We start from the raw sequence: 14,282 nt of genomic DNA, 5'->3' as shown, positions 1-14,282 counted from the left end.
CGGGTCGCGTCAGCGGGGGAGGCCGGCGGTGCGCCAGGTGCGGGGGCTGGCCGGTCGGGCGCTGCGGGCCCAGACCGAGGTGGCCGGCGGCGTGGGGGGCGACGGCCGGGCGGGACCGGACGACGATGGCGCCGACCAGGGCGGCCAACTCCTCCGCGGTGGGCACGCCGCGAACGACCCGGAACAGCGGCTCTTCGGCAGACATGCCGCAAGGGTACGCGGCCGGAAGTTGCCGGGAACGGACAGTGGCGTGCCGGCGGTGTGACCGTCGGCGGGTCCGGGTACCGTCTCACCGATGTCGAACGCGCTTCCCCAACTCGTCGCTGACCGATACCGGCTTCTGTCGCCGCTCGGCCAGGGCGGCATGGGTCGGGTGTGGAAGGCGCGCGACGAGGTGCTGCACCGGGACGTCGCCATCAAGGAGTTGGTGCCGCCGCCCGGTCTCACCGACGAGGAACGCCGCGAGATGCGGGAACGCTCGTTGCGGGAGGCGCGGGCCATCGCCCGGCTCAACCACGCCAACGTCGTCCGCATCTTCGACGTGCTGCGCACCGACGGCGATCCGTGGATCGTCATGGAGTACGTGGCGTCGAAGTCGTTGCAGGACACGCTCGCCGAGGACGGCCCGGTGCCGGTGGCCCGCGCGGTCGAGATCGGTCTCGGTGTGCTGGGGGCCCTCAACGCGGCGCACAAGGCGGGCGTCATGCACCGCGACGTGAAGCCGGGCAACGTGCTGCTCGGCGACGACGGTCGGGTGGTGTTGACCGATTTCGGCCTCGCCACCATCCCGGGTGACCCGAACGTCACCCGTACCGGCATGGTTCTCGGCTCGCCCGCGTACATTTCGCCGGAGCGGGCCCGAGACGGCACCGCCGGGCCGGAGGCCGACCTGTGGTCGTTGGGCGCGACGCTCTACGCGGCGGTCGAGGGTAAGTCTCCGTACGCCCGGCCGTCGGCGATCGGCACCCTGGCCGCGTTGGCCACCGAGCCGATCCCACCGCCGAAGAACGCCGGCCCGCTCAAGGCCGTGCTCAACGGGCTGCTGCGCAAGGACCCGAACGAGCGGATCACCGCCGAGGTGGCGGAGCGGCTGCTGCGCCGCGCCGGCGGCAAGCGTTCGCGCGGGATCTCACTGCTGGATGGCGTACGCCGGCCGGGGCCGAACGGTCCGCGCGAGCCGCGCCTGCCGCGGTCGCCCAGCTTGGAGACCACGCCTTCATCGACGCGTTCGACGGGGCGGCGCAGGTGTCGAACCCGAGGCCGGTGAAGGTGCCCGGCTGCGGACCGTCATAGGCCGCGGCCCGAGCCGGTCGGGCGACACCTGTCGACGCGGCAGCCGCGGCGACCACGACAGCCGCCACGGCGGCGAGGACCCGACGGGCGCCACGACGCGGGGCGTGCCGGAGCAGGCTGATGGTCACGTGGGATCCCGATCTGATGTGGACGGCGCGGGGTCGGCGCCAAGATCCTGCCCGCCGGACCGCTGCCTGTCCAGACCGGCACCCAACACGATCTCAGGCGGCCTCGGACTCCAGCAGTTCCTCCAGCCAGCCGGGAACGGCATCTGCGTACTCGGCACGGGCCGGATCGGCCGTGTCGAGGGCTCGACGCCAGGAGAGTGACCGACTCACCGTACCCAGGCTGATCGCCAGGTCGGCGGCCTCGACGAGGGTCGGCCGGTCGTACCGGTCGGTCCACGCCTCCAGGTAGGCGTCGCGCAGCCGGGCCAGCCGGGCGTCGTCGGCCGACAGCTCGCTGGCGAACCGGATGGAGCGCAGCGTCACCAGCAGCGTGCCGAACGGGTGCGCCACCGAGGCGTCACCCCAGTCGAAGAAGCGGTACCCGTCCGGGCCGGCGAAGACGTTGCCGTCGTGCAGGTCGTCGTGCTGCACGGTGGCCGGGACGCCGATGTCGGCGAGCCGGCGGCACCGCTCGGTGTACGACGGCAGCTCCGCCCGCAGCCGGCCGTACACCTCGGGGCGGAGCCCGCCCTCGGCGCCGATCCGCAGCGAGGCGTGGTCGTCGAGCAGGTCGGCGAACAGATCGGCCAGCACCTCGGGGCGGTGGTCCGGTACGCCGAGGGCGATCAGCTCGTCGGCCTGCGGCGCGGTGGCCAACTGGAGCGCGGCGTACCCGGGCAGCGCCCGCTCCCAGTGCGTCAGGTCCGGGTCGCGGCCCAGGAGCGCGCGCAGTGACTCGCCACCGTCGGGCAGCAGTGACCAGCCCCGCTGCGGGTCCACCGCGATCGGTGTCAGCACCCGCTCCGGCGTGAGCCGGGCCAGCGTCGCGATGAGGACGGCCTCGTGCACCGTGCCCGGGTTGTTCGCCTTGAACCAGACCGGACCGTCGTCGGTGGGCACCCGCCACACCAGCGACCACGGACGGACCCGGGGCTCGACCGGCCCGGTCACCCGCCGGCCGACCCGGGTCACCTGCTCGTCGACCCAGGATCGCGCCCGCGTCTGCCACTGCTCGTCGGACCAGTCGGGGGCGCGCTCGATCGTCGTCACGGAGGGCACCCTAGGCGGCCGGCCCGGGCCGGGCGAGACGTTTCCTCAGACCAGCTCGACGATGGTGGCGTTGGCCATGCCGCCGCCCTCGCACATGGTCTGCAGGCCGTAGCGGATCCCGTTGTCGTGCATGTGCTGGAGCATCGTGGTCATGATTCGGGCGCCGGAGCCCCCGAGCGGGTGACCGAGGGCGATCGCCCCGCCGCGCGGGTTGAGTCGCTCCGGGTCCGCCTCGGTCTCCGCGAGCCAGGCCAGCGGCACCGGGGCGAACGCCTCGTTCACCTCGTACACCCCGATCTCCTCGATGCCCAGCCCCGCGCGGCGCAGCGCCTTCGCGGTGGCCGGGATGGGCGCGGTGAGCATGGTGACCGGGTCGTCGGCGGCGACCACGGCGGTGTGGATGCGGGCCAGCGGGCGCAGGCCGTGCCGGCTGGCCCACTCGGAGGTGGTCACCGCGAGGGCGGCGGCGCCGTCGGAGATCTGGGACGCGGAGCCGGCGGTCACCACACCGTCGACGCGGAACGGGGTGGACAGCTCACCGAGCTTCTCCAGCGAGGTCTCCCGACGGATGCCCTCGTCGGCGGCGAACTTGCCGCCGTCGACGAGCGGGACCGGCGTCAGTTCCGGGTCGAACGCCCCGGCGTCCTGCGCGGCGGCGGCCTTCTCGTGGCTGGTCAGCGCGAACTCGTCGAGTTGGGTACGCGAGAGGCGCCAGCGTCGGGCGATCAGCTCGGCGCCGACCCCCTGGTTGAACGGCAGCGGTGCGTCGTCGGCGAAGCCCTCCACGCCCCGGTACCGGTCGCGGAGCTGGTCGCTGAACGGCATGCCGCCGGCCACGCTGGAACCCATCGGCACCCGGGTCATCGACTCCACCCCACCGGCGACCACGAGGTCGGCCTGGCCGGAGAGGACGGTGGCGGCGGCGAAGTGCAGCGCCTGCTGGCTGGAACCGCACTGCCGGTCGAGGGTGGTGCCGGGGACCGTCTCGGGCCAGCCGGCGGCGAGGACCGCGTTGCGCGCGATGTTCCAGGACTGCTCGCCGACCTGGGACACGCAGCCCCAGAAGACGTCGTCGACCTGCGCCGGATCGAGGCCGGTGCGTTCGGCGAGGGCGCGCAGCACGTGCGCCGAGAGGTCGACCGGGTGGACGCCGGCGAGGCTGCCCTTGCGCCGTCCGACCGGGGTGCGTACCGCGCCGACGATGACCGCGTCACTCATGTTTACTCCCCGGTAACTTGGGCTGCCTCGATCCTACGTCGTCCATCGACCGGTCGTCCGCCCAGGCGGCAGCCGACCACCGCTGGCATGCTGGGCGGGTGGATGAGATCACCCCGAGCCGGACGTGGCGGGTGCCGGCGGGCCTGCCGGCGGCGAAGCTGGCCGGCGCGGTGCTGCTGGTCGCGCTCGGGTTGCTCTTCGCCGACGGCGACTCGGTGCGACTCGTGGTGGCCGCCCTGGCCGCCGCCGCGCTGGCCGGCTGGGCGGCACGCGACCTGGTCGCGCCCGTCCGGTTGGCCGTGGACTCCGACGGCCTCACCGTCATCCGCGGCTTCGCCGGCCGGCGGCTGCTGCCCTGGTCGGCGGTCGAGGCGATCACCGTGGACCGTCGACCACGGTTGGGGCTGACCAGCGAGACACTGGAGATCGACGCGGGCGAGTCGCTGCACCTGCTCGGCCGGTACGACCTGGGGGCCACCCCGGAGGAGGTGGCCGCCGAGTTGCGCGCCGCCCGCCCGGACACGACCGGATAGCTCCCGCCGGTCACCCCAACAGCTGCGTGGTGCGGAACAGGGTCAGGGCGAGCAGGATCAGCAGGATGACCGCGCCGCCGGCGACCTGCACCAACGTGCGCCGGCCACGGGGCGCGTACGCGAGCACCAGAGACATCGCCGCGCCGACCACCAGGCCGCCCAGGTGCCCGGGGATGGAGATGCCCGGCACGGTCAGCGTGAACACCAGGTTGATCACCAGGATCGGGATCACCTGGGAGATGTCCCGGCCGAGCTTGCGCTCGATGATGATCAGCGCGGCGAAGAGGCCGAAGACCGCCGTCGAGGCGCCGGCCGTGGCCGAGTTCTGGGCGCTGAACAGGTAGGCGGCGACGTTACCGCCGAGACCCGCGATCAGGTAGAGCGCGCCGAAGCGCAGCGGCCCGAGGTTGGCCTCCAACGACCGGCCGAGCACCCACAGCGCCCACATGTTGAGCAGCAGATGGATCACGCCGTAATGCAGGAACATGGCGGTGACCAGGCGATACCACTGGCCCTCGGCGATGCCACCGAGCGTCCCGTCGGGGAAGAACGCCAGCCCGAGCACCGAACCCCAGTTGGTCAGCGGGGTGCTGCCACCCATCAGCCCGCCGAAGCCGGAACCGCCCACCGCCGCGTCCCCACCCCGGTCGGAGGCGATGGACAGCAGCATGAGCAGCACGTTCAGCGCGATGAGCCCCTTGGTGACGTAACCGTGCCGGCCGGCGGTACCGCCACCGAAGGCGGTACGCGCCGGCCGGACAGTGCGACGGCCCTCGTTGACGCACTCCGGGCACTGGTGCCCGACGGACGCCTCCCGCATGCAGTCCGGACAGATCGGCCGGTCGCAGCGGGTGCACCGGACGTAGGTCTCCCGACCGGGGTGCCGGTAGCAGACCGGGGTGGTCGGCGGGGACTCACTCACCGGGCCGACCCTCCGTCCGCCACCGCGCGGTCCACCGGCACCGGCCGTGCTCCGGAGCGCTCAATCATGCGAGCAAAGGTACCTCGCCGGTCGCTCAGGAAGCAGACCGCTCGATCTCGACCCGCTCGATGACGACGTCCTGCAACGGACGGTCGCTCGGGCCGGTCGGGGTGTTCGCGATCGAGTCGACGACCTTCACCGACTGCTCGTCGGCGACCTGCCCGAAGATGGTGTGCCGGTTGTTCAGGTGCGGCGTCGGCGACACCGTGATGAAGAACTGCGAACCGTTGGTGCCCGGTCCGGCGTTCGCCATCGCGAGCAGGTACGGCCGGTCGAAGCGCAGCTCCGGGTGGAACTCGTCGGCGAACTTGTAGCCCGGTCCGCCCCGACCGGTGCCGGTCGGGTCGCCCATCTGGACCATGAAGCCGCTGATCACCCGGTGCGAGATGGTGCCGTCGTAGTACGGCCCACTGCCCGGCTGACCGGTGCGCGGGTCGGTGTACTCCCGGTTGCCCTCGGCCAGGTCGATGAAGTTGCGGACCGTCTTCGGCGCGTGGTTCGGGAAGAGCTCCAGCCGGATCGGGCCAGCGTTGGTGTGCAGGGTGGCGTAGACAGCCTCGGCCACGGGTACTCCTCACTCGTTGGTCAGTTCCATGCGGATCCTCCCATGTGCCCGATCTGGCATCGCGGAGGCATCCGAAGGTGGAGGATGACGAAGGAACAACTCCCAGGAGGTAGGACCGTGTTTGGATTCGGGCGGCGTAAGTCCCAGGGGCAGCTGGCCAAGGCCGAGCTGAACCAAAGCATCAGCCACCTGATGCAGGCAGCCAACCACGCCGCGAAGGGCGCCGGCGCGACCGTCGGTCCGCGGGTCCAGGTGGCCCGGGGCTACGTCGGGCCGGCCGCGACGAAGGTACGCGATCGCGCGTCGACCGGCTGGGGGACGACACTCACCACGCTGGCACCGCTGGCCACGGCGGCCCGTGACGGCGCCGCGCAGGCGGGGCCGCTGACCAGGAAGGCCAAGTCGAAGACCATGCGGATCACCGGTAAGAAGAAGCAGCCGCGCCGTCGCGGCTCGATGATGACCGGCCTGCTGGCAGCGGGTGCCATCGCCGGCCTGGCCGGCGCGGTCGCCCTGCGTCGCCGTCGGGAACAGCAGGAGTGGGCCGAGTACGACCCGACCCGCACCCTGGAGCCGATGCGCGACGAGGTGGACTCGATCGAGGTGCGCACCCCGTCCGCCAAGGGCAGCGACGGCTCCGCGATGGCCGGCGCGGCCGGGATGACCGGCGCCGGCAGCTCGGCGGTCGCCGGCGGCGACAGCGCCAGCACCACCGGCACGGCCAAGCAGACCGGTGTCCGCCCGACGGACAAGGTCCCGGCGGTCGCCGAGGGCGCCACCGAGCCGTCCGGCCGGCCGGCCGACGACCTCACCAAGGCGCTGGGCAAGGACACCGCCCGCACCAACGGCCGCCGCTGAGGTCAGCGGCAGCGCATCGGGCGCCGGCGACGCGGGTCACCCCGCTCGCCGGCGCTCGGCTGTGTCAGAGCCAACCGTTGCGGCGGAACCAGCGGTACAGGGCGAGCGAGACACCGAGCATCAGGGCCAGAGCCACCGGATAGCCGTACGTCATCTTCAGCTCGGGCATGTTGTCGAAGTTCATACCCTCGACCCCGGCTATCGACGTCCAGACCGCGGCGATGGCCGCCCACGCGGCGATCTTGCGCATGTCGTTGTTCTGGTCGACGGTGACCTGGGCCAGCCGCGCCTGCAGGATCGAGTTCAGCAGGTCGTCGTACGAGTTGACCTGCTCGACGGTGCGGCTCAGGTGGTCCTGCACGTCCCGGAAGTACTTGCGGATCTCCTTGGGCACATCCCGGTTGACCTGCGAGGTCAGCGTCATCAGCGGCCGCTGCAACGGGATCACCGCCCGCTTGAACTCCACCAGTTCCCGCTTCATCTGATAGATCCGCTGGATCCGCCCGTGGCTGTTGCGGTCGAATACCTCGGCCTCCAACACGTCCAGGTCGTCCTCGAGCTGCTCGGCCACCTCCAGATAGAGGTCGACCACCCGGTCGGTCACCCCGTACGCCACCGCCCACGGGCCCTGGAGCAGCAACTCCTGCTTGGTCTCCAGGTCGGCACGGACCGGGGAGAGCCGGCAGGCATCCCCGTGCCGGACGCTGATCAGGAAGTTCGGGCCGATGAAGAGCATCACCTGGCCGGTCTCCACGACCTCGGAGGTCTCGGTCAGCTCCGTGTGCTCGCAGTACCGGGCGGTACGCAGCACCAGGAAGCTCACCTCGCCGAAGCGCTCCAGCTTGGGCCGCTGCTCGGCCTTCACCGCGTCTTCGACGGCCAGCTCGTGCAGGCCGTAGGTCTCCGCGATGGCGGTCATCTCGGCCAGCTCCGGCTGGTGCAGGCCGATCCAGACGAAGCCGTGCTCCTCCCGGCGTGCCGCCTCCAGCGCGTCCGCGTAGCCCCAGTCACCGGGCTGCCGCTTGCCGTCGATGTAGAGCGCGCAGTCGACCACACCGCTGCGCCCGCTGCCGGTGGGGGTCGGCACGGGTGGCGAGCCGTCGGCGTTGAGTATCCGGGTCATCGCGCGGACCGGGGACGGCCACGCCCTGGGTCGTAGCACCCGACCGGTGTGCGACGGCGTCGTCCGGCCCTGCCCTGTCCGATCCGTCATCGTGTCACCTCCCCGCACTCGACTGCGGCTTGCAGGCTACGCCGCTCGCGAGCCGGGGCAGGTGTGACGGCCGTCGCGTGAGGGCGGCGCCGGGCGGGCCGGGCCGCATCGGGGGGTGCGGGGACGACACGGCCACCCGGCGCCCGTGGGGGCGGGGGTTGTGCTGTACGCGTCACCCTGGCGCGGTCTGGCCGGAAGGACCGGCCGGTGAGGTCCGCTACACCTGGGTGGCGCTCGCAGCATTGTGGGCCGCCGGCCGCCCGAGCGGGAGCCCCGGGACGGCCGGCATCGTCGTTCTGTCGGGAACCCGACAGTAATTTCAGCTTCGGACGGCCTCGACGGCCGCCGCGAGGCGGCGGACGCCCTCGTCGATCCGGTCGACGGTCACCGCCGAGAAGGCCAGCCGCAGGGCGTGCCGCCCGCCGTCGAGCACGAAGTCGCTGCCCTTCACGACGGCGACGCCGCGCTCGGCCGCCGCCGGGGCGAGCCGGTCGACCAGGACGTCCTCCGGGAACTCCACCCAGAGGAAGTAGCCGCCGTCGGGCTCCACGAACCGAGCCTGCGGCAGGTGCCGGCGCAACGACTCGGCGAGCACCCGGGACCGCTCGCCCAGCGCCGCCCGCACGGTCTCGATCGAACGGTCGATGTCACCGGAGACGCAGAACTGGTGCACGATCGCCTGCGACACCATGCCGGGCGAGATGTAGAGACTCGTCGCGTTCTTGGCGATGTCGGCGATCAGGTCCGCCGGGCCGACCAGGTAACCGACCCGCACACCCGGGCAGACCGTCTTGGTGAAGCTCGACGCGTGCACCACCACGTTGCGGGTGTCCAGCGAGAGCATCGACGGCAGCGCTTCGCCGCGGAACCGGATGTCCGCGTACGGGTCGTCCTCGAAGATCGTGAACTCGTACTCGGCGGCCAGATCGAGCAGCTCCCGGCGCTTCTCCAGCGACAGCGTCATGCCGGCCGGGTTCTGGTAGTTCGGGATGACGTGCGCGAGCCGGGGGCGGACCCCGGACTCCAGCAGCTTGCGCAGCTCGGCCGTGTCCAGGCCGTCCGGCTGGACCGAGACGCCGTGCAGCTCGCTGCCCATCCGCTGGAGGTTGAGCAGGGTCCGGTCGTACGTCGGGCGTTCCACCACCACGGCGTCGCCCGGCCGGACCAGGTGGTCGAAGAGGAACGCGTCGGCCTGGAGCGACCCGTTGGTCACCAACACCTGGTTGACGTCGACCCCGTGCTTCTCGGCGATCCACTTACGCAGCGGAACGTAGCCGACGGAGGTGCCGTACGCCGTGACCCCGGCGGGGTCGGCGTCGAAGGCGCGGACGGCGGCGGCCTTGAGCCCCTCGACATCGACGATGTCCAGCGAGGGAGCCCCACGGGCGAAGGAGATCAGCTGCTCGGCGGTCATGGATGTTGAGCGTACGGGCGGCGGTGGGGGGCGTGCGGACGGCACGGCGATGTCCGCATCCTGAGCCACCGGGTCGGGTGACCCGACTCCACCGGACGGTGCCAGATCAGACCGGAAGGGCGAGCGAGTCGTGCTGCGCGGCCCGGGAAAGCCCGTCCAACCGCACACCGAGCGTGTCGAGGAGCCGGCTCCAGTCGAAGTAGGACCGCCAGGAGACGATCCGTCCACGGCGGGCCCGCACCACGTCGGCCACCTCCCAGCTCACCCAGCGGCCGGTGGGCGCGACCGTGCCGAACGGCGAGTGCAGCGTGCCGGTGTGGGTGCCGGTCAGCCGGAACTCCACCGCCGCGCCGCCGGCCGTGCGCACGGCACCCAGCGGGTCGACCCGCAGGTCGGGGAAGGCGCCGGTCCAGGTGCGCAGGAGCGCGGGCAGCTCGATCGGCCGGACCGTCACGCCCGGCATCGAGTAGAACGCCTCCGGGGCGTAGAGATCCGGCAGGCGGGCCACGTCCCGATTCAGGAGCATGGCGTACTGCTGCTCGACCAGGCGCTCCGCGTCCCGCATCGGGCCCTCCCCCACGGGCCACGGCATCTCCGCGCCCGCAAGGGATACCTACCCGTCGATCCGGTCCGGCACACCCGCCCGGTCAGGTCGTGGCGACCGCCTGGTCCTCCGCCCAGACCCGCATGATGTCCCGCACCGAGATCACCCCGGCGACCTCACGGCCGTCCAGGACCACCAGGTGCCGGAACCCGCCCCGGGCCATCGCGGCGGCCGCCTCGGCCACCGTCCAGTCCGGGCCGGCGTAGACCACATCCCAGGTCAGGTGCGCGCCGGTGCGTTCCACGTCGCAGTCCAGACCGGCGCCGATGGCCTTCAACACGTCGCGTTCGGTCATGATCCCGATCCCCTCGGAATCCGGATCGATCACGACCGCCGACCCGACACCACGGGCCGACATCATCCGGGCCGCCTGGCGGAGCGTGTGCTCCGGACCGACGACGAGGACCTGGCTGGACATAGCTTCCCGTACCTGCATCACACATCACCCCTTTGGGACGGTGGCATTCGGTACCAACATCGTGGTCGGTGGATGTTTCCGGGACAAGACCGGGCATCGTCGCGATGCCGGACCGCTCGCTACTGTCGAACGGTGTCCACCGAGCCCCTGCGCTGCGCCGGCGCGCTGATCGTCGACCACGACGGCCGCATCTTCTTCCAGCGCCGCTCACCCCAGAGACGCCTCTTTCCCAACTGCTGGGACATCGTCGGTGGTCACCTGGAACCGGGCGAGGAGATCGACGACGCGCTACGCCGGGAGATCACCGAGGAGACCGGCTGGGTCCTCTCACACGTGCTCGGTCAGGTGGGCGAGTACCACTACGTCGGCGACGACGGGCTGGCCCGGATCGAGCACGACTTCCTGGTGCGCGTCGACGGCGACCTCGGCCGCCCGCGGCTGGAGGCCGGCAAGCACACCGAGTACCGCTGGCTCGCCGAGCACGAGGTGACCGTGCTCGACGAAAACCGCGACGTCAACGACGGGCTGATCCGGCGGATCGCGGAGGAGGGCTTCGCCGTCCTGCGGTCGATCGGTCTGTGAACACCGTCGAGCTGACGCCGCACCGGTTCGCCGGGCTGCTCGCGCCGGCCGTGGATCGGACGTTCCGCGCCGGCATGCTGGCCGGCCGGGACGGCGGCGGCGCCGAACTGAGCCAGCGGTACGGCGGCCCGACCGCGAACGGCTTCCTGGTGGACCTGCGCACCCGGCTGGCCGCACCGGGCGGCACGGTCGACGGGCCCGGGTTCACGGCGATAACCCGGTACGGCGACCCGGTCTCCTCCCGGCGGGCCGTGGACAAACACGTGGCGCACGGCATGCTCCACCGCCGCCCGGACGGCGCGCTCTCCGCCACCGAACGGGGCGCCGCCTTCCTCGCCGAGCTGTACCAGGTGCACGCCGAGGTCACCGAGGAACTGTGGGCCGGGCACGACGAGCGGGTGGCGCGGTTGGTGGCGTCGCTCGGCCGGGTGCTGGCGTACGCCCTGGTGCTGGCCGACGAGGAGGCTGACCCGACCGGCTCCGCGTTCACCGCGCTGGCACCCCCGTACGAGCCGGACGGCACCGGACCGGGCGTGCTGCTGCTCAACCGGCTGGGCACGCTGCGCTACCACCGGGCCGACGCCTACGCCGCGGCCTGGACCGCCGCCGGGCACACCGCGTCGAGCGTCGCCGCGCTGCCGCCCGGTCCCGAGCGGGTCGCCATCGAGCTGGAGACCGACCGTCGGGCGGCCGGCCCGTACACCGTGCTCAGCGCGGACGAGCGGCTGACGATGCTCGCCGACCTGGCGGCGCTGCCCGGCTGACCGGTTGGCCGGAGCCACCCGGGGGGCCGGGGCTATCCTCCAGCGGTGACGGGGAGTCGGACCAAGGAGGATGCCGGGATGATCGGGATGGTGCTCGCTGCCGGGGCGGGGCGCCGGCTGCGCCCGTACACCGACACCCTGCCGAAGGCGTTGGTGCCGGTGGACGGCGAGACCACGATCCTGGACATCGCGCTGGGCAACCTCGCCGAGGTCGGGCTCACCGAGATCGTGATCGTGGTCGGCTACGCGGCGGACGCGGTCCGCGAGCGGCAGGCCGACCTGGAGAAGCGGTACGGGGTGGCGCTCACCCTGGTGCACAACGACAAGGCCGAGGAGTGGAACAACGCCTACTCGCTCTGGCTGGCCCGCGAGCACTTCGCACGCGGGGTGCTGCTGGTCAACGGGGACACCGTGCACCCGGTGAGTATCGAGAAGACCCTGCTGGCCGAGCGCGGTCCGGGGATCCTGCTCGCGGTGGACACCCTCAAGCCGCTGGCCGAGGAGGAGATGAAGACCACCTTCGACGCCGCCGGCCAGCTCACCCGGATCACCAAGCTGATGGACCCGGGCGAGGCGTACGGAGAGTACATCGGTGCCACGCTGATCGAACCGCAGGTCGCCGACGCGCTCGCCGACGCCCTCGAGGCGACGTGGCGGCGCGACCCGAACCTCTACTACGAGGACGGCTACCAGGAGTTCGCCGACCGGGGCGGGGAGGTGCGGGCGGCGCCGATCGGTGACGTGCCGTGGGTCGAGGTCGACAACCACGCCGACCTGGCCCGCGCGCGGGAGATCGCGTGCCGCTACTAGCCCGGAGCATCCTCACCCCGCTGCACATCGACGTGCGGCGCGGAGCGGTCGCCGACCTCGCCGCGATCCTGGCCGACGGGCGGATCTCCGCCGGCGGTGACGTCGCAGTGGTGGTCGGGCCCGGCCAGGGCGCCCAGATCGCCGAGTTGATCCGGCCGTCCCTGCGCTCAGCCGACGTGTTCACCGTCGCCGGGGCAACCCTGGACGCCGCAGACGACCTCGGCGGCAAGCTCCGCGCCCGGTCGTACGACGCGGTGGTCGGCATCGGCGGCGGCAAGACCATCGACGTGGCCAAGTACGCGTCGACCCGCCGAGGGCTTCCGATGGTGTCGGTGGCGACCAGCCTCGCCAACGACGGGATCGGCTCCCCGGTGGCCAGTCTCATCACCGACGGGATCAAGGGCTCCTACGGGGTGCACATCCCCATCGCGGTGATCGTCGACCTGGACTTCGTGGAGAGCGGCCCGGACCGGCACAACCGGGCCGGCATCGGCGACGTGGTCAGCAACATCAGCGCGCTGGCCGACTGGGAGCTGGCCCGCCAGGTACGCGGCGAGCCGGTCGACGGCCTGGCCGCCTCGCTGGCCCGGGCAGGCGCCGAAGCGGTCCTCAACCACCCCGGCGACATGACCGACGACGCCTTCGTCACCGTGCTGGCCGAGGCGCTGATCTCCAGCGGCCTGGCCATGGCGGTCTGCGGCACCAGCCGTCCGTCCAGCGGAGGCTGCCACGAGATCATGCACGCCGTCGACTCGCTCTTCCCCGGCACCGCCTCGCACGGCGAACTGGCCGGGCTGGGCGCGCTGTTCTGCACCTGGCTGCGCGGCGACCTGCGCCGCTTCGGCGAGATGTCGGCCTGCCTCGCCCGGCACGGTCTGCCCCGGCTCCCCGCCGAGGTGGGGCTCACCGACGACCAGTTCGTGGAGGCGGTGCAGTTCGCGCCGCGTACCCGACCGGACCGCTACACGATCCTCGAACACCTGGCGCTGTCGCCTACCGAGACGCGGGAACGGCTGGCAGACTACGCCGGTGCAATCCGCGACCAGCTTGGCTGACCCCCGTCCCACCGTCGCCGACTTCCACCGGGTGAACCGGGGCGGCGGCCTGTTCAGCGAGTCGATCAGCCAGTGGCTCGGCGCCGTCTTCGCGCTGGTCGCCCAGCGACTCGGGCTGCGACCCACCGCGCTGACCATCACCAACCTGGTGCTCGGCCTGGCCACCTCCGTCACCGTGGTGGCGCTCGCCGGCCCGGTCGCCGCCGGGGACGTACCGGCCTGGGTGGTCGGCCTGCTCGCCCTGGTCGGCTGGCAGGTCGCGTACTCCCTGGACTGCGCCGACGGGCAGCTCGCCCGGGTGACCGGCCAGGGCAACGCGGCCGGGGCCCGCGTCGACGTGCTCTGCGACGTGGCCGCGCAGATCGCCCTGGTGGCCGCGCTCGCCGCCACCGCGGTGGCGCAGGAGCGGTCGACGCCGACCTGGCTGGTGGCGACCTTCGCGGGCACCTGGATGGTCAACCTGGTCACCTCGGTGATGCAGGCCGGCCCGAACGCCGCCAGCATGGTCACCTCGACCTCGCTGCCGGTACGCCTGGTGAAACTGGTCCGCGACTACGGCGCGGTGGTCTTCGTGGCCGCCCTGGTGCTCGCCGTCGCCCCCGCGCTGGTCCTCTGGGTGATCGTCGCGTTCACCATCGTCAACGGCGGTTTCCTGCTCGCCAGCATCGCATTCTCCGCCCGCGCCTCCGTGCGCTGACGAGCCCGGCCGCCGCGCCGGCGCCCCGCGCTCCGCCCCGCCGCGCTCGCCCCCGCCGC

At 72.3% G+C, this 14,282-nt stretch carries 15 protein-coding genes and 2 pseudogenes; 8 read left to right on the top strand and 9 right to left on the bottom strand.

Features of this window, described 5'->3' with window-relative positions:
• Positions 1–9: 9 nt before the first annotated feature.
• A pseudogene (locus JNW91_RS13760) lies at positions 10–205 on the bottom strand (acyl-CoA carboxylase subunit epsilon).
• Positions 206–295: 90 nt separating this feature from the next.
• On the opposite strand from JNW91_RS13760, the pseudogene JNW91_RS13755 reads away from it, so the two are divergent.
• Positions 296–1,189, top strand: a pseudogene (locus JNW91_RS13755) (serine/threonine-protein kinase); the annotation flags it as partial.
• A 325-nt stretch (positions 1,190–1,514) separates the two neighbouring features.
• Here the strand turns inward: JNW91_RS13755 and JNW91_RS13750 are convergent.
• Positions 1,515–2,510, bottom strand: a complete 996-nt coding sequence (locus tag JNW91_RS13750) for a phosphotransferase (protein ID WP_203175245.1) — start codon at positions 2,508–2,510, stop codon at positions 1,515–1,517.
• A gap of 45 nt (positions 2,511–2,555) precedes the next feature.
• The gene (locus JNW91_RS13745) at positions 2,556–3,728 is read right to left on the bottom strand and encodes a thiolase family protein (RefSeq protein ID WP_203175244.1); all 1,173 of its coding nucleotides are present in this window, start codon (positions 3,726–3,728) and stop codon (positions 2,556–2,558) included.
• Positions 3,729–3,826: 98 nt separating this feature from the next.
• On the opposite strand from JNW91_RS13745, the gene JNW91_RS13740 reads away from it, so the two are divergent.
• Complete coding sequence (locus JNW91_RS13740) at positions 3,827–4,261, top strand: PH domain-containing protein (protein WP_203175243.1); 435 nt, start codon at positions 3,827–3,829, stop codon at positions 4,259–4,261.
• Between the two features lie 10 nt (positions 4,262–4,271).
• Here JNW91_RS13740 and JNW91_RS13735 read toward each other — a convergent pair whose 3' ends face one another.
• Together JNW91_RS13735 and JNW91_RS13730 are read right to left on the bottom strand one after the other, a co-directional pair.
• Positions 4,272–5,183: a rhomboid family intramembrane serine protease gene (locus tag JNW91_RS13735; protein ID WP_203175242.1), complete on the bottom strand. Its 912-nt coding sequence runs from the start codon at positions 5,181–5,183 to the stop codon at positions 4,272–4,274.
• Positions 5,184–5,277: 94 nt separating this feature from the next.
• Positions 5,278–5,808 (bottom strand): peptidylprolyl isomerase, encoded by a 531-nt coding sequence (locus tag JNW91_RS13730; protein WP_151490107.1) that lies wholly within the window; start codon positions 5,806–5,808, stop codon positions 5,278–5,280.
• 84 nt (positions 5,809–5,892) lie between these two features.
• On the opposite strand from JNW91_RS13730, the gene JNW91_RS13725 reads away from it, so the two are divergent.
• Positions 5,893–6,666 (top strand): hypothetical protein, encoded by a 774-nt coding sequence (locus tag JNW91_RS13725; protein ID WP_203175241.1) that lies wholly within the window; start codon positions 5,893–5,895, stop codon positions 6,664–6,666.
• 64 nt (positions 6,667–6,730) lie between these two features.
• Here the strand turns inward: JNW91_RS13725 and corA are convergent, their stop codons facing one another.
• The 4 genes from corA to JNW91_RS13705 form a co-directional block, all read right to left on the bottom strand.
• Entirely contained in the window at positions 6,731–7,879 is a 1,149-nt protein-coding gene (gene corA / locus JNW91_RS13720) for a magnesium/cobalt transporter CorA (protein WP_203175239.1), read from the bottom strand.
• Between the two features lie 319 nt (positions 7,880–8,198).
• The gene (locus JNW91_RS13715; protein ID WP_203175237.1) at positions 8,199–9,293 is read right to left on the bottom strand and encodes an aminotransferase-like domain-containing protein; all 1,095 of its coding nucleotides are present in this window, start codon (positions 9,291–9,293) and stop codon (positions 8,199–8,201) included.
• Between the two features lie 106 nt (positions 9,294–9,399).
• Positions 9,400–9,858 (bottom strand): ester cyclase, encoded by a 459-nt coding sequence (locus JNW91_RS13710; protein ID WP_203175235.1) that lies wholly within the window; start codon positions 9,856–9,858, stop codon positions 9,400–9,402.
• A gap of 82 nt (positions 9,859–9,940) precedes the next feature.
• Complete coding sequence (locus JNW91_RS13705; protein ID WP_203175233.1) at positions 9,941–10,333, bottom strand: CBS domain-containing protein; 393 nt, start codon at positions 10,331–10,333, stop codon at positions 9,941–9,943.
• Between the two features lie 114 nt (positions 10,334–10,447).
• Between JNW91_RS13705 and JNW91_RS13700 the strand changes: the two genes are divergently transcribed.
• The 5 genes from JNW91_RS13700 (at position 10,448) to JNW91_RS13680 (ending at position 14,223) form a co-directional block, all read left to right on the top strand.
• Positions 10,448–10,897, top strand: coding sequence for an NUDIX hydrolase (locus JNW91_RS13700; protein ID WP_309244353.1), 450 nt, complete (start codon positions 10,448–10,450; stop codon positions 10,895–10,897).
• Positions 10,894–11,661: a helix-turn-helix domain-containing protein gene (locus tag JNW91_RS13695; protein WP_203175222.1), complete on the top strand. Its 768-nt coding sequence runs from the start codon at positions 10,894–10,896 to the stop codon at positions 11,659–11,661. The genes JNW91_RS13700 and JNW91_RS13695 overlap by 4 nt, the downstream gene beginning before the upstream one ends.
• A 78-nt stretch (positions 11,662–11,739) precedes the next feature.
• On the top strand, positions 11,740–12,471 hold the full coding sequence (locus JNW91_RS13690) for a phosphocholine cytidylyltransferase family protein (protein WP_203175269.1): 732 nt from the start codon (positions 11,740–11,742) through the stop codon (positions 12,469–12,471).
• On the top strand, positions 12,459–13,526 hold the full coding sequence (locus JNW91_RS13685) for an iron-containing alcohol dehydrogenase family protein (protein ID WP_203175220.1): 1,068 nt from the start codon (positions 12,459–12,461) through the stop codon (positions 13,524–13,526). Before JNW91_RS13690 ends, JNW91_RS13685 begins: the two co-directional genes overlap by 13 nt.
• Positions 13,501–14,223: a CDP-alcohol phosphatidyltransferase family protein gene (locus JNW91_RS13680; RefSeq protein WP_203175219.1), complete on the top strand. Its 723-nt coding sequence runs from the start codon at positions 13,501–13,503 to the stop codon at positions 14,221–14,223. Before JNW91_RS13685 ends, JNW91_RS13680 begins: the two co-directional genes overlap by 26 nt.
• Positions 14,224–14,282: the final 59 nt, after the last annotated feature.

Origin of the sequence: Micromonospora parastrephiae, assembly GCF_016802865.1 — a bacterium.
GTDB classification, from domain to species: domain Bacteria; phylum Actinomycetota; class Actinomycetes; order Mycobacteriales; family Micromonosporaceae; genus Micromonospora; species Micromonospora parastrephiae.
Note: the sequence above shows the minus strand (reverse complement) of the source record. Positions and strands in the feature narration are given on the sequence as shown.